The sequence below is a fragment of the Thioclava arctica genome, assembly GCF_040892615.1.
In the GTDB taxonomy this organism is placed as follows: Bacteria; Pseudomonadota; Alphaproteobacteria; order Rhodobacterales; family Rhodobacteraceae; genus Thioclava; species Thioclava arctica.
The window spans coordinates 408984-426618 of record NZ_JBFRYC010000002.1 but is presented as its reverse complement, the minus strand read 5'-3'; the positions used below and the strand labels follow the sequence as shown (position 1 = coordinate 426618).

At 59.8% G+C, this 17635-nt stretch carries 20 protein-coding genes; 11 read left to right on the top strand and 9 right to left on the bottom strand.

What is annotated here, in order from left to right; genetic code table 11:
• Nucleotides 1–86 precede the first annotated feature (86 nt).
• Both AB4874_RS04830 and AB4874_RS04825 read right to left on the bottom strand, forming a co-directional pair.
• The gene (locus AB4874_RS04830) at nucleotides 87–734 is read right to left on the bottom strand and encodes a nucleotidyltransferase family protein (protein ID WP_368391144.1); all 648 of its coding nucleotides are present in this window, start codon (nucleotides 732–734) and stop codon (nucleotides 87–89) included.
• A 34-nt stretch (nucleotides 735–768) separates the two neighbouring features.
• Nucleotides 769–1158 carry a nucleotidyltransferase family protein gene (locus tag AB4874_RS04825; RefSeq protein WP_368391143.1) on the bottom strand — a complete coding sequence of 130 codons (390 nt, stop codon included), beginning with the start codon at nucleotides 1156–1158 and terminating at the stop codon, nucleotides 769–771.
• 188 nt (nucleotides 1159–1346) lie between these two features.
• Here AB4874_RS04825 and AB4874_RS04820 point away from each other — a divergent pair, with 188 nt between their 5' ends.
• Nucleotides 1347–1853, top strand: a complete 507-nt coding sequence (locus AB4874_RS04820; RefSeq protein ID WP_295532863.1) for an alkylphosphonate utilization protein — start codon at nucleotides 1347–1349, stop codon at nucleotides 1851–1853.
• Nucleotides 1854–1899: 46 nt separating this feature from the next.
• On the opposite strand, the gene AB4874_RS04815 is transcribed toward AB4874_RS04820, so the two are convergent.
• Nucleotides 1900–2040 carry an entericidin A/B family lipoprotein gene (locus tag AB4874_RS04815; RefSeq protein ID WP_438273439.1) on the bottom strand — a complete coding sequence of 47 codons (141 nt, stop codon included), beginning with the start codon at nucleotides 2038–2040 and terminating at the stop codon, nucleotides 1900–1902.
• Between the two features lie 113 nt (nucleotides 2041–2153).
• On the opposite strand from AB4874_RS04815, the gene AB4874_RS04810 reads away from it, so the two are divergent.
• The 4 genes from AB4874_RS04810 (at nucleotide 2154) to AB4874_RS04795 (ending at nucleotide 3696) form a co-directional block, all read left to right on the top strand.
• Complete coding sequence (locus tag AB4874_RS04810; protein ID WP_368391142.1) at nucleotides 2154–2366, top strand: hypothetical protein; 213 nt, start codon at nucleotides 2154–2156, stop codon at nucleotides 2364–2366.
• A 127-nt stretch (nucleotides 2367–2493) separates the two neighbouring features.
• Complete coding sequence (locus AB4874_RS04805) at nucleotides 2494–2811, top strand: hypothetical protein (RefSeq protein ID WP_295532861.1); 318 nt, start codon at nucleotides 2494–2496, stop codon at nucleotides 2809–2811.
• 110 nt (nucleotides 2812–2921) lie between these two features.
• Entirely contained in the window at nucleotides 2922–3104 is a 183-nt protein-coding gene (locus AB4874_RS04800) for a hypothetical protein (RefSeq protein ID WP_368391141.1), read from the top strand.
• A gap of 100 nt (nucleotides 3105–3204) precedes the next feature.
• Nucleotides 3205–3696 carry a cytochrome b gene (locus AB4874_RS04795; RefSeq protein ID WP_368391140.1) on the top strand — a complete coding sequence of 164 codons (492 nt, stop codon included), beginning with the start codon at nucleotides 3205–3207 and terminating at the stop codon, nucleotides 3694–3696.
• 24 nt (nucleotides 3697–3720) lie between these two features.
• On the opposite strand, the gene AB4874_RS04790 is transcribed toward AB4874_RS04795, so the two are convergent.
• Complete coding sequence (locus AB4874_RS04790) at nucleotides 3721–4494, bottom strand: alpha/beta fold hydrolase (protein WP_368391139.1); 774 nt, start codon at nucleotides 4492–4494, stop codon at nucleotides 3721–3723.
• Nucleotides 4495–4613: 119 nt separating this feature from the next.
• Between AB4874_RS04790 and AB4874_RS04785 the strand changes: the two genes are divergently transcribed.
• Nucleotides 4614–4988: a hypothetical protein gene (locus AB4874_RS04785; RefSeq protein ID WP_368391138.1), complete on the top strand. Its 375-nt coding sequence runs from the start codon at nucleotides 4614–4616 to the stop codon at nucleotides 4986–4988.
• A gap of 54 nt (nucleotides 4989–5042) precedes the next feature.
• Here AB4874_RS04785 and glyA read toward each other — a convergent pair whose 3' ends face one another.
• Nucleotides 5043–6335 carry a serine hydroxymethyltransferase gene (gene glyA, locus AB4874_RS04780; RefSeq protein WP_368391137.1) on the bottom strand — a complete coding sequence of 431 codons (1293 nt, stop codon included), beginning with the start codon at nucleotides 6333–6335 and terminating at the stop codon, nucleotides 5043–5045.
• Between the two features lie 164 nt (nucleotides 6336–6499).
• Here glyA and AB4874_RS04775 point away from each other — a divergent pair, with 164 nt between their 5' ends.
• Complete coding sequence (locus AB4874_RS04775; RefSeq protein WP_295532855.1) at nucleotides 6500–7261, top strand: NAD kinase; 762 nt, start codon at nucleotides 6500–6502, stop codon at nucleotides 7259–7261.
• Nucleotides 7262–7266: 5 nt separating this feature from the next.
• Here AB4874_RS04775 and AB4874_RS04770 read toward each other — a convergent pair whose 3' ends face one another.
• From AB4874_RS04770 to AB4874_RS04755, 4 genes are all read right to left on the bottom strand, one after another.
• Nucleotides 7267–8718, bottom strand: coding sequence for a sigma-54-dependent transcriptional regulator (locus AB4874_RS04770; RefSeq protein WP_368391136.1), 1452 nt, complete (start codon nucleotides 8716–8718; stop codon nucleotides 7267–7269).
• Nucleotides 8711–9298 (bottom strand): hypothetical protein, encoded by a 588-nt coding sequence (locus AB4874_RS04765; RefSeq protein ID WP_368391135.1) that lies wholly within the window; start codon nucleotides 9296–9298, stop codon nucleotides 8711–8713. The genes AB4874_RS04770 and AB4874_RS04765 overlap by 8 nt, the downstream gene beginning before the upstream one ends.
• Before the next feature lie 163 nt (nucleotides 9299–9461).
• Entirely contained in the window at nucleotides 9462–11354 is a 1893-nt protein-coding gene (locus AB4874_RS04760; protein ID WP_368391134.1) for a propionyl-CoA synthetase, read from the bottom strand.
• Nucleotides 11355–11554: 200 nt separating this feature from the next.
• Nucleotides 11555–13831 (bottom strand): NADP-dependent malic enzyme, encoded by a 2277-nt coding sequence (locus tag AB4874_RS04755; protein WP_295532851.1) that lies wholly within the window; start codon nucleotides 13829–13831, stop codon nucleotides 11555–11557.
• A 239-nt stretch (nucleotides 13832–14070) separates the two neighbouring features.
• Here AB4874_RS04755 and AB4874_RS04750 point away from each other — a divergent pair, with 239 nt between their 5' ends.
• Genes AB4874_RS04750 through upp form a run of 4 tightly spaced genes read left to right on the top strand, consistent with a single transcriptional unit; the run spans nucleotide 14071 to nucleotide 17631 of the window.
• Nucleotides 14071–14463 (top strand): cytidine deaminase, encoded by a 393-nt coding sequence (locus tag AB4874_RS04750; protein WP_295532850.1) that lies wholly within the window; start codon nucleotides 14071–14073, stop codon nucleotides 14461–14463.
• Nucleotides 14463–15773, top strand: coding sequence for a thymidine phosphorylase (locus tag AB4874_RS04745; protein WP_368391133.1), 1311 nt, complete (start codon nucleotides 14463–14465; stop codon nucleotides 15771–15773). The genes AB4874_RS04750 and AB4874_RS04745 overlap by 1 nt, the downstream gene beginning before the upstream one ends.
• Entirely contained in the window at nucleotides 15770–17002 is a 1233-nt protein-coding gene (locus tag AB4874_RS04740; RefSeq protein WP_368391132.1) for a phosphopentomutase, read from the top strand. Before AB4874_RS04745 ends, AB4874_RS04740 begins: the two co-directional genes overlap by 4 nt.
• Nucleotides 16999–17631, top strand: a complete 633-nt coding sequence (gene upp, locus AB4874_RS04735) for a uracil phosphoribosyltransferase (protein ID WP_295532847.1) — start codon at nucleotides 16999–17001, stop codon at nucleotides 17629–17631. The genes AB4874_RS04740 and upp overlap by 4 nt, the downstream gene beginning before the upstream one ends.
• Nucleotides 17632–17635 lie beyond the last annotated feature (4 nt).

Sequence of the window (17635 nt, the reverse complement as noted above, 5' to 3'; positions counted from 1 at the left end):
ACCCCGCCCCTGGCGGGGTCAATTCTTTCCAGTGGAAAGAATTGAGTGTCGAACGCCCGAGGCTATGCCGAGGGCTGGGCTAGACCTTAGCCTTCGGCCTTTTCAATACTGCTTTCAAGAAGTTCTACGAACGCCACTGGGTCGTTGAAATAGTTGCGATAGGCACTTCGAAGTTGGTTTGGGTTGTCAGCAGTTACGTATACGGCGTTATAACTTTTATCATCTGCCTCTAGTTCATTTGCGCGCTCCAAAGCCGCTTGAGCATTCGAGAATGGTATTACCTCCAGCGTCGGATGCCCATTATCATCATAAATGTTTAGAACATTGTGTTTTTTTAGACGATTCGAGCCATCAAACTCTCTGAGAGTTTTCAGCATGCTGATGACACCAAGGCGCTGCTCAAGGTGTTTGAATTCCTCGATTAGTTCCGGCGTTCCGATGTCACAAAATGCATTGCGCATATTTTCTTCTTCTCGAGCGATTATTTCACTCGAAACTGCAAAAAGTTTTCCACGGTCATTTTCGCCAAACTCAAATTTTGTTCTGGTTCCGCTAACAAGGTCTGCAATCTCAAGCGCAGTTGCCCACGCATGTTGGGCCCGCGTTCGCAGTTGAATTTCAACCATTAAATTATGCCATGGTTCAGAGTTAGCAGACGTTGCGCGGTGGGAGCGTGGCACATGATGGAAGACATGATGAACGCCGCGGTATCCAGATACTTTCGGGGAGATCATGTAATTATATTTGTTTGGATCTTCATGCTTGGGTCTATGTGTGACGTTTGATAAAACTATCCTTCGATAGAAAAAAGTTCTGGAATCCTTCGAGATCAGCCACTGAGTCAAAAATTAAACGACAGCCAGCAAAGTCCTGCATGGACGTGACGTCCCTGATTAGTGGCGTCCCACTTGGTGTAGAACGACGGAGCTTGTCGATAACTGTGTTTCGGCGTTTTAAGCGTTGCGCAAATTCGGCTGTAGGTGACTGCTTCTTGATTTTATCTCTAAGCCAAACCTTGAAAGTATTCAGGACATAACCGTGCGCAGCGCGCCACTGATCCACCAGTTCAATATCTTCAGAAGTTGCGGCTCTGTCTGCAATGGCTTTGCCTGCTCGTCGAACGGCAGATTTTGATGCTGGAGGTTCAGGAAATGCCATTTGTTTCTCATAAAGGTCGATATCTTCGAAAACCTTAGCTCAAATATTCAAAAGTGGAAAGCCGTTTGCGATTTGGCTTCTGCCGTGAATCCGAAAATTGCATTGGCGATGCCGCATCCCCATTGCTCAACCTTCTCCCCACCCGTTAAGACAGGTCCAAGCCCCAAACCAACTCCAAAGGACCGCCCATGACCTGCCCGCTTTGCGCCTCTGACGCCCCGCTCCAAGACTATCCCGTCTCCGGCGGCCCCGAGGGCGCAACGGCGGCGATTTGCGCCACCTGCGCCGAGCAGATCGAGGGCACGCCCGATCCGGCCCATTGGCGGGGCTTGGCGGGGGCGATCTGGTCAGAAGAGCCTGCCGTGCAGGTGCTCGCGGCACGGATGCTGGGGCGGATTGATGAGGTTTGGGCGAATGATCTTGCCGATCAGATGTATCTCGATGACGAGACGCGCGCTTGGGTCGACAATGTGGAAACCACGCTGGAGCATCGCGATTCCAACGGGGCGTTGCTGGCGCGTGGCGATACGGTCGTGCTGATCAAGGATCTGCCGGTCAAGGGCGCGGGCTTTACGGCCAAGCGCGGCACGGCGGTGCGGGGGATCTCGTTGGTGGCCGATAATGCGGGCCATATCGAGGGCCGGGTCGAGGGTCAGCGCATCGTGATCCTGACCGAATTCGTCAAAAAGAAATAACGGCAGATGGAAAAAGGCCCCGGTATGCCCGGGGCCTTCTGGGGCGTTACTTCGCCTGCTGTGCTTCGCTGGCAATGGTATTGCCTGCGACCGACAGGTCTTGACCAGCGCCCTGCACGGTGTTGCAGGCCGCAAGACCCAGAAGCGCCAGCAGCATCACGCCAGACAGTTTAACCGAACTCATCATAGTGCTCTCCTTTGAAGGCTATACAGCCGAACGTGCGAAAAAAATTACGGTTCCCCGGAACCGAATTCATTAATCGACGTTTAGCGGGTGAACACAAGCTCAAGAGGCACGTGATGACGACTCCGCTGCGCATTCTGTTGTCCCTGATCTGGGGGATTTGCATTGCCGGCGTGGTGATCATAGCGGCGCTGAGCTTTGGGATCTTTGTTTGGCAGGGTTTCGCGCTGGCGGTGCTTGCCGGTGTGGTTCTGGGCGGTCCTGCGGGAACGTGGACAGAGCGCGCCATCAAAAGATCCGATCCATTCTGGCCCCCCTCTCACGTTTAGGGATGTCAGAAGCCCCGCGTGATCCTGCGTCGTCCCCGTGGGAAGCGCGCGACACTACCCGAGTAGGTTAACCCTATGTTAACCAAGCTCTGAAAGGCTCCGGGTTGTCCCTCCCCGGAGCCTTTTTATGTCAAGACATCTTCTTCTGAGCTGCCTCTTGTTGATCGGTTGTGGTGCCTCGCCTGCGCCGCAATTTTTCGGCGCGATCCGCCACGATCTGACGCTGGACGGGATCGATTTCACCGTTTTCGTCAAGGCCGACAAGGCTGAGGTGATCCGGCTGGGCTATCTGTCGCGCTCCGAGCGTGACCGGGTGCCGCCGCTGATGATCCGCGCGGCGGAAACGGCATCGGGGTGCAAGGTGGCCGGGCCAGCAGGGGGGCTCCATCGCTCGCCTTCCTTGCCGGGCGACACCGGCGAGGCGCGCTTTCAGCTGAGTTGTTGATGCGTCGCCCTGACACAGAAAACGCACCCGGAACTTGACTCGGATCAAGGTAACGACTCTGTGAACGTGGTCATGTCTGCGATGAAATGTATCGCTCACGGAGAAACGACATGCGTCTGTTCGCCATCATCTATTCGCTCGCTGGACCGACTCTTGCAGGGATCTTGATCATCGCCGCGCTGACCATGAATATGTTCACATCGCGCGCCATTATTGCCTCGGCGGTGATTGGTTTTATCGTAGCGCTGCCAATTGCTTGGTTTGTGTCCAAACAGATCGACGAGAACATGTGATCGCTCACTTGCGAAAGTGACAGACGGAACTGCAGCGGCTATTCGTTCATTGTAACGTTTAGCGCGCCGCGCTTTGTCTGACTCATCCGCGAGAGGTTTTATGTCCAACGCACCCGGTTACTCCAGAACGCAAATCGGCCTGCACTGGCTGGTCGTTTTGTTGCTCATCCCGCAATTCTTACTCAATGACGGGATGGGGCACACGTTCTATTCGCAAGTGAAGGGGGTGCCGGTTTCCACCGATTTCCTGACCTATCTGCATATCGTGATCGGGGTCGTGATTCTCATCCTCGCAGCGTGGCGGCTGGTCTTGCGCGCGACGCATGGTGCGCCCGAGCCGCCGCATGACGACCCTGAGCTGATGCGGTTCGGGGCCAAGGCGATCCATTGGCTGCTTTATGCGACGCTGTTCTTGCTGCCGATCACAGGGGGGATTGCGTATTACTACACACTCCGCTGGATGGCAGAGGTGCATTCGGCGCTGACGACCGGGCTTTTGATCATCGCGGGATTGCATGTCGTGGCGGCGCTGTATCACCAGTATTACCTGAAAGATCACCTGCTGCGCCGGATGATGAAGTCGGTCGACTGATGCGTGTGCGGCGCAGTTTCCGGCTTAGCTCAGAAACTGCGCCACCTCTGCCTCAACTTCGCGCGGGCGCTCGGCATGAAGCCAGTGGCCCGCGTTTTCAAGCTCCACAAACTCCGCTTGCGGAAAGAGCGCGCGGATCAGTTCATGATCGCTTGGGGCAACATAATGCGAGTTCGCCCCAGACAGGAACAGCGCAGGGCCGTCGAACGTAGCGCCAAGCGCTGTCTCCGGCCAGTTCAGGATTGCAGGCAGGTTGTCTTTCAGGGCGCGCAGGTTGAATTTCCAATGCACAGGGCCGTCGCGCAGGCTTAGCGATTGCAGCAAAAACGCCCGGGTGCCAGGGTCTTGGATTTGCACGCCCAGTTGTCTGTCCGCCTCGGAGCGTGTGTCGAGCTCGTCGAGAGGCAGTGCCTGCATTGCCTCGATCAGCGCGCCATGGCTGTCGCCATGTTCGTAGGATTTCGGGGCGATATCGGCCACGATCAGGCGGCGCACCCGATCAGGGTGGTTGAGCGCCAGCATCATCGCCGTCTTGCCCCCCATCGAGTGACCCAGCACATCGGCTTTCCCGCCATGGGCGTTGATCACCTCGGCAATATCGTCAGCCATTGCCGGGTAGCTGTGATCGTCATCCCAGAAGCTGTCGCCATGATTGCGCATGTCCAGCGCGATGACTTGGCGCTGCCGGCCAAGCTGTTTGGCAATTGCAGTCCAGTTGCGCGCCGATCCGAAGAGGCCGGGCGCGATGATCAGCGGGGGCGCATCGGTTTGAGCGCCATGAATGAGAGTGTTCAACATGCTGATTAACCTAGGGCGCGCAGAGGCGGGCGACCAGTGCGGAAATGTGAAAATCTTGCGCGGCGGGTGGCTTGCGCGGTGCTTTCTGCGTGGATAGCGTGCGCGGGCAAGTGTGAGGGATGGGTATGGGGCCAGAGCAGATCACCCACAGGGCCGCGCAGGTGTCACGCCTGCTGGCGCTGCGATTGGGCGCGAAGGGGGCGGGGCTTGAGGCGCGGGTGGCGCATCGGGCCCGCGCGCTGCCGCGTAAGGTGCGCCGTGCCGCGCTAGAGCTGGCGCAGGCGGAACGTTTGGCGCAATCCCCCAAGCAGGCGCGTCAACTGGATGCGCGCGCGCTTGAGGCGGCGTTTGAGACCTGCATCCGCTATCTGGAGCCCTTGGGCGCGGGCGAGCGGCTTCGCGCCGCCGCCCTGACCTTTGGTAGTTCGGTCGCCTTCATTGTGATCGTGGTGGGCGGGATGATCTTTGGCGCGATGTGGTTGCTCGCCAGCTAGGGCCAAACAAAAAGGCCCCCGAAACCGGGGGCCTTCTGCGCGATCTGGATCAGATCACAGATTGGGATAAAGCGGGAAGCGCGCGCAAAGTGTGGCGACCTTGGCGCGCACCTCGGCTTCGACTTCGGTGTTGCCGTCTTCACCGTTGGCAGCCAGACCATCGACCACTTCAACGATCAAACGCCCGATTTCGCGGAACTCGTCTTCGGCAAAGCCGCGCGTGGTGCCTGCCGGGGTGCCCAGCCGCACGCCCGAGGTGACCATCGGCTTCTCGGGATCAAACGGGATGCCGTTCTTGTTGCAGGTGATATGGGCGCGCCCGAGGGCTTTTTCGGTGGCGTTGCCTTTGACGCCTTTGGGGCGCAGATCGACCAGCATCACATGGGTGTCCGTGCCGCCGGTGACGATATCAAGACCGCCCTTCATCAGCTCATCGGCCAGTGCCTTGGCGTTTTTGACGACCTGATCGGCATAGACCTTGAACTCGGGGCGCTGCGCCTCGCCAAAGGCGACGGCTTTGGCCGCGATCACATGCATCAAGGGACCGCCCTGAATGCCGGGGAAGATCGCCGAGTTCACTTTCTTGGCGATGTCCTCGTTATTGGTCAGGATCATGCCGCCGCGCGGACCGCGCAGGGTTTTATGCGTCGTGGTGGTCGCGACATCAGCATAGGGGAAGGGCGAGGGGTGCTGACCGCCCGCCACGAGCCCTGCGAAATGCGCCATGTCGACCATCAGATAGGCGCCCACCTCATCCGCGATTTCGCGGAATTTGGCGAAATCGATCTGGCGCGGGATGGCAGAGCCGCCAGCGATGATCAGCTTGGGCTTATGTTCCAGCGCCAACTCGCGCACCTGTTCGTAATCGAGCAGGCTGTCTTGCTTGCGCACACCGTATTGGATCGCGTTGAACCATTTGCCCGATTGGTTGGGCTTGGCACCGTGGGTCAGGTGACCACCTGCATCAAGGCTCATGCCCAAAATGGTGTCGCCGGGTTTGAGAAGGGCGGTGAACACGCCCTGGTTGGCCTGCGATCCCGAATTGGGCTGCACATTGGCGAACTCACAGTCGAACAGCGCCTTGGCCCGATCGATCGCCAGATTTTCCGCCACGTCGACATATTGGCAGCCGCCGTAATAACGACGACCCGGATAGCCTTCGGCATATTTATTGGTCAACACCGAACCTTGGGCCTCCATCACCGCCGCGGAGACGATGTTTTCAGAGGCGATCAGCTCGATCTCGTCGCGCTGGCGACCCAGCTCGTCGGTGATCGAAGCGTAAAGCTCGGGGTCACGGGTGGCGAGGCTTTCGGTGAAAAAGCCAGCGTCGCGTTGCTCGGTCATAGGGAACTCCTCGCAAATATCCGGTGTTGGCGCTCGTTTAACGCAGTTTTTGTTGAGCCGGAAGCGGGCAAACGCGCAAATCGGCTTTTTTGCCGGGTGATTGGTGCTTGTCTTTCGCCCATACGCTTGCAACACCTTGTAAGACTGAGAGGAAACGGTGCGCTGTGAGCCCTTTGACGCATATCCATTTTGCCGCTTCATCTAGTGAGTCGGCGCAAGCCGCGCTTGCTGATCTGAGCGATCGCTACGGGCAAGTGCCGCGCTATGCGGCCGATGTGATCGTGGCGCTTGGGGGTGATGGGTTCATGCTGCAATGCCTGCATGAGGGCACGGGCCTGCCGGTTTACGGGATGAATCGCGGCACGGTCGGGTTCTTGATGAACGATTATGTGCCCAGCGACCTGCCTGAACGGCTGGCCGCTGCCGAAGAGGCCGTGATCAATCCGCTCTCGATGAAGGCCGAAACTGAGGATGGCGTGCTGCACGAGGCGCTTGCGATCAACGAGGTCTCGCTGCTGCGCGCGGGTCCGCAAGCGGCCAAGCTGCGGATCTCGATCAATGGCAAGGTACGGCTGGAGGAGCTGGTTTGCGACGGGGCGATCGTCTCGACGCCTGCAGGATCGACCGCGTATAATTTCTCGGCGCACGGGCCGATCCTGCCGATTGGCTCGGATGTGCTGGCGTTGACGGGCATCGCCAGTTTCCGGCCCCGGCGCTGGCAAGGTGCGATCCTGCCCTCGTCTGCCTTGGTGCGCTTTGACGTGCTGGAATCTGACAAACGCCCGGTCATGGCGGATGCGGACTCACGCTCGGTCAAGCCGGTGAAATGGGTCGAGATCCGCTCCGAGCCCGAGATCGCGCATCACATTCTGTTCGACCCGGGGCACGGGCTCGAAGAACGCCTGATGCGCGAGCAGTTCGCCTGACTGTCCTAAAGCGTATTTTTGCTAAGCCAGTTGTCACGCTTGCGATAAATCGTTGAAGGGGCCACGCCCAATTCCTGCGCCGCGCGCGGGATCGAGCCGTCATGGCGTGCGATGGCAGATTCGATTGCGTTGCGTTCGATTTCGGCAAGGGTTCGCATCGCGGGACGGTCATTGTCGCGCGGTGTGCGAGCCACCGTCTCAGTGTGTTTGGCGTATTGGCCGGTCCCATTGGGCAGCATATCGACGTGCAATTCTGCACCATCATGCATCACCACCGCAGCGCGCAATACATTCATCAACTGACGCACATTTCCGGGCCAATGATGCGCCTTGAGCCAGTCCAGCGCTGCCGCGCTAATATCTTTGAAACTGCGCTGCTCTTCAGACGAGAACCGCGTGAGAACCGCGCGCGCAATCATTGGGATGTCTTCTGGATGCTCTCGCAATGGCGGCATTTCGATGGACAAAACATGTAGGCGATAGACCAGATCTTCGCGTATTCGGCCTAGCTTTACGGCCTCCATCGGGGGCAGTGCCGCGGCACTTAGGACGCGCACATCGACATGCATTGTCTCTTCCGCACCAACGGGTCTGATCTGACTGCTTTGCAGAAACCGCAGCAATTTGGTCTGCACCGCAGGGGCCAGTTCGCACACATTGTCAAGCAGCAGGGACCCGCCATTGGCGCTCATCAAGGCGCCGGGTTTGTCCGAAAGCGCACCGGGGAAGGCGCCCCGTTTATGGCCAAATAATTCGCTATCAAGGCGATCTGCCGGCAAGGCGCCGCAATCAAGGGTGACGAATGGTGCACTGGCACGCGCGCCCATCGCGTGAATCGCCTGCGCACACAGTTCCTTGCCCGTGCCGCTTTCACCCCAGATGAAAAGTGGGGCGACGGACAGCGCCGCCGAGCGGATCTGAGCATAGACTTTTTGCATGCGTGACGATTGGCCAATAAACGAGCCGCTGGGCAGGGCATCGCTTGCAATGTAGTGTGGCTTGGCTTGCGGCGCATAGCTGCTGCGTGCGTTCTCGATTGCGCTGCTCAGGCGTGGCTCGTTCACCGGTTTGATCAGCACGTCCTTCGCTCCGGCGCGCATCGCATTGACCGCGCGATCAACCGAGCGGTCTGCCGTAAGCACCACAATCGCGGTGCCCGCCCGCAACGCCAGCATTTCTGGGATCAGATCATCGCCGTCACGGTCGGGCAACATCAGTTCCAGCAGCACGATTTCAATTGAGTGGGTGCGAAACAAACTCATGGCATCGCTTGCCGTGGCGGCGGTGTGCACCTTAAACCCGACATTGCCCAGATGTGTTTTATAACTCGCGGATATCGAGGCCCCGTTTTCAACCACCAGAATGCGCTCGGACGGGGGGCTTCCAGCGGGGGTTGCACGTCCTGTGCGGATGTCTGCTTCGAGGCTGCGCTCGGAGTTGGGCTGTGAATTATTCATGAGCGATAAAATTCTTTAATTGAAAATTGACTATTATCTGATGGAACAATCTGTCCATTCTATCAAGAGCTTCGCGCGCGAGGTCGTGAATCTCAATATAGCTCCCACGATTGAGGGCGCATTGTTGGGAACCGATCTGGCGGACCGGCATGCTCTTACCAATGGCCCCGGCCACCGCGATGCGCTTGTGACATTGGCGCATGATCTGAGCGTAGCCGAATTGCTCGAACGCGCTTGCGATCAATCGCAGATCGGTGGTGACGTGATGGGACGAAGTGCTGTCTTCGCGCCCCGATCCGATCGGTTGCAGCCGTGCCGCCGCAACTGGCGCGACGTTGGGCATAGTGCGTTCTAAACCCTGTTGGAAGAACTGCGCGAGATACTTTCTGGCTTTTGGAATGCGATCAAGCTGCAGGCTTGTTTGGGGATCAAGTGAGGTGTCGGGTATCAAACTCAGCCTGCCGAGAGTGTCGGCAAGTGCGGTGCGCGCATCATGACCGTGCATCGAAATTCGCTCGAGTCTGGCGGCGTCCTCATACGAGGCTTGATCTGTATTCCGAAATATACTCGGCGTTTTCATGTTTAATACCCTGCACGGATCATCGGCGTGACGTGCACGTAAATCAAGTAACGCTTTTTGTCAGAGCAGGATCAGCGAGGTGACAGGGCAAATAAAACTTTAGAAACTGTCGCAATTTCGATGCAGGCGCGCCTTTTTGCAGGGCGCGCCTGACGTTTGTGGGTCAGGCTTTGGGATAGCCCAGTGCTTTCAACGCTTGCGCGATCTCATCCAGAATCGCCGGGTCGTCGATCGTGGCGGGCATTTTCCAGTCTTGCCCGTCGGCGATCTTGACCATCGTTGCGCGCAAAATCTTGCCCGAGCGGGTCTTGGGCAGGCGGTCGACAATGCAGGCCAGCTTGAACGCCGCGACCGGACCGATCTTGTCGCGCACGCGCTTGACGCATTCCTGGACGATTTCGGCCTCGGGGCGGTTGCAGCCGGAATTGAGGCACAAGAATCCCATCGGGCTTTGTCCCTTCAGGTCATCTGCCACCCCGATCACAGCGCATTCCGCAACATCTGGATGACCCGCCAAGACCTCTTCCATCGCGCCCGTGGACAGGCGGTGGCCGGCGACGTTGATCACGTCATCGGTGCGCGCCATGATGTAAAGATAGCCGTCCTCGTCAATGTAGCCCGCATCGCCTGTTTCGTAATAGCCGGGGAAATGTTCGAGATAGCTTTTCTTGAACCGGTCTTCGGCATTCCACAGCGTCGGCAAGGTGCCCGGAGGCAGCGGCAGCTTGATCGTGATTGCGCCCAATTCGCCGGGGGGAAGCGGGTGGCCGCCTTCATCCAGAACTTGCACATCATAGCCGGGCATCGGCACGGACGGGCTGCCCACCTTGGTTGGCAATTCCTCGATCCCGATCGGGTTGGCGGCAATCGCCCAGCCGGTTTCGGTCTGCCACCAGTGATCGACGACTGGCACGTTCAGATGCTTTTGCGCCCATTCCACGGTGTCGGGGTCGGCCCTCTCACCCGCCAGAAACAGCGCCTGTAGATCGTGCAGCTTGTAGCGCTTGATCCATTCGCCGGTCGGATCCTCACGCTTGATGGCGCGCAGGGCGGTGGGGGCGGTGAAGAAGGACTTGATCCGGTTGTTCTGGATGATGCGCCAGAACACGCCGGGATGGGGCGTGCCAATCGGCTTACCCTCAAACACGACGGTGGTGGCACCGGCAATCAACGGGCCGTAACAGATATAGCTGTGGCCCACGACCCAGCCGACATCCGAGGCCGCCCAGAACCGGTCGCCCTCCTCAATCTTGTAAATATTGTTCATCGACCATTGCAGCGCGACCAGATGGCCGCCGGTATGGCGCACCACGCCCTTGGGCTGGCCGGTCGTGCCGGAGGTATACAATATATAGGCGGGGTGGTTGCCCTCAACGGGCACGCATTCCGCAGGTTTCACGCCATATTGGAAGCCGTGCCAGCTGAAATCGCGCCCCTCGATCAGCTTGGCGACTTCCTGTTCGCGTTGGAAGATAACGCAGAATTCAGGCTTATTCGTGGCCAGTTCAATCGCCTCGTCGAGCAGCGGCTTATAATGCACCACCCGCCCCGGTTCGAGCCCGCAACTCGCCGCGATGATCGCCTTGGGGGTGCAATCATCGATCCGCACGGCAAGCTCATTGGCGGCAAATCCGCCAAACACGACCGAATGGATCGCACCGATGCGCGCGCAGGCCAGCATCGCCTCCAAGGCTTCGGGGATCATCGGCATGTAGATGATGACGCGGTCGCCCTTTTCGACGCCGCGCATTTTCAGCGCCCCGGCGAGGCTGGCCACGCGCGTTTGCAACTCGCGGTAGGTGATGCCCTTGGTCGAATGGGTGATCGGGCTTTCATGCATGATCGCGATCTGATCGCCGCGCCCCGCCTCGACATGGCGGTCCACCGCGTTCCAGCAGGTGTTGACCATCCCGTCCGAGAACCACTCAAAGAAAGGGGCATCGCCGTCAAACAGCGCCTTTGAAGGCTTGCTGTCCCAATCGATTTTCTCAGCCGCCTGCATCCAAAATTTGTCAGGATCTGCCTGCCACGCGGAATAGACCTCTTTATAGCCCATGCGAATGCCTCCTCCTCAGGAATATGAAGATTGTGTTAAGCCGCAGGGGGCATTGGCGCAAGAATGTTACCGCGCACATTGCAGGGATGGGGGAGGGATTTTGCAGAATCTGCGGAAATGGCCCCGCAAAGTTTTGCAAACTCTGCGGGATTGTTCATGCTTTGCGACGGGCGGGCGGGCTTTGCAAACCCGCGCGCGACTCAGCTGTAATGCGAAACCGGAGTGCCCGCGATCGCGGACATATTGAGCAAGCCGCGCGAGGTGATCGAGGGCGTCACGATATGCACCTTGTTGCCCATCCCCATCAGGATCGGCCCGACTTCCAGCCCGCCAGCCTTCATCTTGAGGATGTTGCGCACCCCCGAGGCCGCATCGGTATTGGCGAAGACCAGTACATTGGCGGGCCCCTCAAAGCGGCTCTCGGGCATCAGGCGGGCGCGCGTTTCGGAGTCGAGGGCGGCATCGACATGCATCTCGCCCTCGAAATCGAAATCGACCTCGCGCAGCAACAGCAGGTTCATCGCCTCGCGCATCCGCTCGCCGCTATCGGTGTCGAGATTGCCGAACTGACTATGCGAGCATAGTGCGATTTTGGGTCGCAACCCAAAGCGACAAACATGACGCGCCGCCCCGATCACGGTTTCTACAAGCTGCTCGGCGGTCGGAGTGTGATGCACCTGCGTGTCCGCGACGAACAGCGGTTCATCCTCAAGGATCATCAGGGACAACGCGCCAACGGGACGCAACTTGCCGCGCGCAAGAATCTCGCGAACATATTTCAGGTGCCACAAATACTGCCCGAAGGTGCCGCAGATCATGGAATCCGCCTCTTCGCGATGCACCATGATGGCGGCAATCGCGGTGGTGTTGGTGCGCATGATCGCGCGCGCCAGATCAGGCGTGATGCCACGGCGCGCCATCAGCTCGTGATAGGTGCCCCAGTAATCGCGATAGCGCGGGTCGTCTTGCGGGTTCACGATTTCCAGATCTGACAGGCGCAGCGGCAGACCGGCGCGCTCGCAGCGCATCTCGATCACCTCGGGGCGCCCGATCAGAATCGGCGTATCGGTGGTTTCCTCGATCATCGCATTGGCGGCGCGCAGCACGCGTTCATCCTCGCCCTCGGCGAACACGATGCGGCGCGAGGCGGTGGCGGCAGCCTCGAAGACCGGGCGCATCAGCAGCGCCGATTTGAACACCGAACCATCAAGTTTGAGCTTATAAGCCGCGGGATCTTCCAGCGGACGGGTCGCCACTCCGGTCTCCATCGCGGCCTTGGCCACGGCGCTGGCTACGACGCCCATCAAACGCGGATCAAACGGTTTCGGGATCAGATATTCGGTGCCAAAGGTCAGCTTTTCGCCGCGATAGGCGGCGGCGGCCTCGGCGCTGGTGGTCTGACGCGCGAGCTTGGCGATGCCTTCGATACAGGCGATCTGCATCTCGTCGTTGATCGTGGTGGCCCCCACATCCAGCGCGCCGCGAAAGATGAAGGGGAAACATAGCACGTTATTGACTTGATTGGGGAAATCGCTGCGCCCCGTGGCGATGATTGCACCAGGCGCGACCGCGCGCGCCAGATCGGGCAGGATTTCTGGGGTCGGGTTGGCCAGCGCAAAAATGATCGGCTTATCGGCCATCTTGGCGACCATTTCGGGCGTCAGAACGCCGGGGCCAGAGAGCCCAAGGAACATATCCGCTCCGTCGATAACGTCGTCCAAGCTGCGCAGATCGCTGTCTTGTGCATAATTGGCCTTTTGCGGCGTCATCTCGGCCTCTCGGCCCTTGTAAACCAGCCCGGCAATGTCGCACAGCCACACATTTTCACGCTTCACGCCAAGCTTGAGCAGCATGTTAAGGCAGGCAATCCCCGCCGCCCCGCCGCCGGTGGACACAATCTTGATGTCTTCGAATTTCTTGTGGCTCAGATGAAGCGCATTGGTGGCAGCCGCCCCCACGACAATCGCGGTGCCGTGCTGATCGTCATGAAAGACCGGGATATTCATCCGCTCACGACAGATTTTCTCAACGATGAAGCATTCAGGCGCCTTGATGTCTTCAAGATTGATCGCGCCAAAGGTCGGCTCTAGAGCGCAGACGATCTCGGCCAGTTTCTCGGGGTCGCTTTCGTTCAGTTCGATATCGAACGCGTCGATATCGGCGAATTTCTTGAACAGAACCGCCTTGCCTTCCATCACCGGTTTGGCGGCAAGCGCGCCGATATTGCCCAGCCCCAGCACGGCGGTGCCATTGGTTACGACGCCGACCAGATTGCCCCGCGCGGTGTAGTCGCGTGCGGTGTCGGGGTTGGCCTTTATCTCAAGGCTGGCCTCGGCCACGCCGGGTGAATAGGCGCGCGCCAAATCGCGGCCATTGGCCAGCGGCTTGGTGGCGCGAATCTCCAGTTTGCCGGGCTTTGGATAGGCGTGATAGTCCAATGCCGATTGCCGGTGATTGTCCTGACGAACCTCTTCCATGTGCCTCTCCCGGAACTGGTTTAGTGCTAAACTATCTCGTCTGATCGCGATTCATACTTTCGTTCTAGATAGCACAAGGGCTACAAATGCAAGCCTCTCGCTGACCTAGGGGCATGAACTGATCGAGAGCGGGGGCTGATCTGGCGTCACCGCTTGCATCATCCGCGCGCCCGGCGCAGGATCGGCAAAACTCAACCAGCTGGACAAATTTGCCCGTCCAGCCCAGTCCGGAGACGGCCATGTCGCTTCTCGATGCCGCGCGTCAGGTGCGCGAAAACGCCTATGCCCCCTATTCCAAATTCAAGGTGGGGGCGGCTGTGCGCGGCGCCTCGGGCACGATCTATCGCGGCGTCAATGTTGAGAATGTGGCCTATCCCGAGGGCACCTGCGCCGAGGCGGGGGCGATTGCCGCGATGATTGCGGCGGGGGAAACCGAGATTATCGAAGTGGCCGTGATTGCCGATTGCCCGAGTCCAGTGCCGCCCTGTGGCGGGTGTCGCCAGAAACTGGCGGAATTTGCGCGCCATGACACGCCGGTGACGCTGGCGACAACTGCGGGTGAGCGGCTGGATACCTCGGTGGGCGCGCTGCTGCCGGGGCGTTTCGACATGAGCCATATGGATAACGTCTGATGGATGCGCGTTCGGTCATCCGCGCGGTGCGCGATGGGAATGGGCTATCGGCTGAGGGCGCGGCATGGTTCGCGCGTGGGCTTGCGGATGGTGCGGTGTCGGATGCGCAGGCGGGGGCCTTTGCGATGGCCGTGCTGCTCAAGGGGATCGGGTCGTCCGGCCGCGTGGCGCTGACGCAAGCGATGCGCGACAGCGGTTCAGTTCTGCAATGGGACATGCCCGGCCCGGTGATCGACAAGCATTCGACCGGCGGAGTGGGCGATAGCGTATCGCTGCTACTCGCTCCGGCGCTGGCGGCGTGTGGCTGCTACGTTCCGATGATCTCGGGGCGCGGGCTGGGCCATACCGGCGGCACATTGGACAAGATGGAAACGATCCCCGGCTATCGCGCGCTGCCCGGCATCGAGGTTTTGCGCAAAGTGGTGGGCGAAGTCGGCTGCGCTATTGTCGGCGCGACCGAGGAAATCGCGCCCGCCGACAAGCGCCTTTACGGCATTCGCGATATCTCGGGCACGGTCGAAAGCATTGATCTGATCACTGCCTCTATCCTGTCGAAAAAACTCGCCGCCGGGCTGGAGGGGCTGATCCTCGATGTCAAAGTCGGCTCTGGCGCGTTCATGGCCACGGCAGATGAGGCGCGCGCCTTGGCGAAAAGTCTGGTTGAGACCGCCAATGGCGCGGGCTGCAAGACCACTGCGCTGATCACCGATATGAATCAGCCGCTTGGCCTGTGCGCGGGCAATGCGCTTGAGGTGATCGAGGTGATGGAGACGCTGACCGGCACGGCTGTCAGCGGCGCGTTATGGGATGTCACGGCGGCGCTGGGCGGTGAGGCGTTGGTGCTGGCGGGCTTGGCGGCAGATGCCGAGGAAGGATCGGAGCGGATCGACGATGCGCTTGAGACGGGGCGCGCGGCGGAAATCTTCGGCAAAATGGTGGCCGCCCTTGGGGGCCCCGTAGATTTCGTGGAGCGCTACCCCGACCGGTTGCCCTCTGCCCCGGTTGTGCGCGCGCTGGACGCGCCGCGGGATGGGTTTATCGCGCGCATCGACACCCGCGCGCTGGGCGAGGCAGTGGTGCATCTGGGCGGCGGACGGCTGGTCGGGGGCGACAAGATCAACCCCTCGGTGGGGCTGTCAGAGATCCGCATGATTGGCGAGGCGATGGGGAAGGGCGATCCGCTGATGCTGATCCATGCCAGCGACGCTGCGCATGCCGATGCCGCCGAAGCCGCCCTGCGCGCCGCCTATCACTTCAGCGACGAGCCCCCAGAAGAGCCTCCGCTAATTCACGAAAGGATCGGGGCATGAGCCGGGCGTTTTTGATCGTCATGGACAGCGTCGGCATTGGCGGCGCACCCGATGCGGATCGATTTTTCAATGACGGCACGCCCGATACCGGTGCCAATACCGTGGGCCACATCGCGCAGGCCTGCGCGCAGGGCCGCGCCGATCAGGGCCGAGAAGGGGCGCTGAAGCTGCCTCATCTGGATGCGCTGGGCCTGGGGGCTGCGATCACGCTGGCATCTGGCGTGGCGGCACCCGGTCTGGATGCTGCGCCGCAGGGGCTTTGGGGCGCGGCAACCGAGGTCTCGTCGGGCAAGGATACGCCCTCGGGGCATTGGGAAATGGCGGGCGTTCCAGTGCCATGGGACTGGCATTATTTCCCTGACAAGACCAACAGCTTTCCGCCCGAATTGGTGGCCAAGGCCTGCGAGATTGCGGGAACCAAGGGGGTCTTGGGCAATTGCCACGCCTCGGGCACCAATATCATCGAAGAACTCGGTGACGAACATATCCGCACGGGCTGGCCGATCTGCTACACCTCGGCCGATAGCGTGTTTCAGATCGCCGCCCATGAAGAGCATTTCGGTCTCGACCGGCTTCTGGCGCTGTGCGAGGGGCTAGCGCCGACGCTGCATGGTATGAAGGTGGGCCGCGTAATCGCGCGCCCCTTTATCGGCGAAAACGGTGTGTTCACGCGCACGCCGAACCGGCGCGATTTTGCCATGGCTGCGCCTGCGCCGACGCTGCTGGACTGGGCTTATGACGCGGGCCGGGTGACCCATGCGATTGGCAAGATCGGCGATATTTTCAGCCATCGCGGCGTCACCCACCTGCACAAGGGCAAGGGCGATGCCGATCTGGCCAAGCACCTGATTACCTTGGCCGAAACGGCCGAAGAGGGCAGCCTGACCTTCGCCAATTTCGTTGAATTCGACAGCCTTTTCGGCCATCGCCGTGACGTGGCGGGCTATGCGCGCGCGCTGGAGTGGTTCGATGGTGTGGCAGACGCGTTCATGGCGCGGCTACGCCCCGGCGATCTGGCGATCTTTACCGCCGATCATGGCAATGACCCGACCTGGACTGGCAACGATCACACCCGTGAACGCGTCCCGGTTCTGGCTTGCGCGCCCGGGCAGGACGCGCGCGGCATTGGCCAGATCGCTTTCACCGATATCGCCGCGTCGATCGCGGATCATCTCAACATCCCGGCTCAAGGTCCGGGCAAATCGTTTTTCGTGAGGGACAAGACATGACTGATCATCTGACCGTGGTGAACCACCCGCTAGTGCAACACAAGCTGACCTTGATGCGCGACAAGGATACTTCGACCAATTCCTTTCGCCAATTGCTGCGCGAAATCAGCCTGCTGCTGGCCTATGAGATCACCCGCGAGCTGGAGATGACGACCCGCACGATCCAGACGCCTTTGTGCGAAATGGAGGCCCCCATTCTTGAGGGCAAAAAGTTGGCGCTGGTGTCGATCTTGCGCGCAGGTAACGGGTTGCTCGATGGTGTGCTGGAGCTGATCCCGGCGGCGCGGGTGGGCTTTGTCGGGCTGTATCGCGACCCCGAGACGCTGCAACCGGTCGAATATTACTGCAAGCTGCCCAATGAGTTGGAAAACCGCCTGACGATTGTGGTCGATCCGATGCTGGCGACGGGCAATAGCTCTGTCGCGGCGATTGATCTGATCAAGGCGAAGGGGGCCAAGAATATCCGCTTCCTGTGCCTGCTGGCCGCCCCCGAAGGTGTTGCGCGGATGCGTGAGGCCCACCCCGATGTGCCGATCGTCACCGCCTCGCTTGACGAAAAGCTGAATGATCAGGCCTATATCGTGCCCGGTCTAGGGGATGCGGGTGACCGGATGTTTGGCACAAAATAAGCCA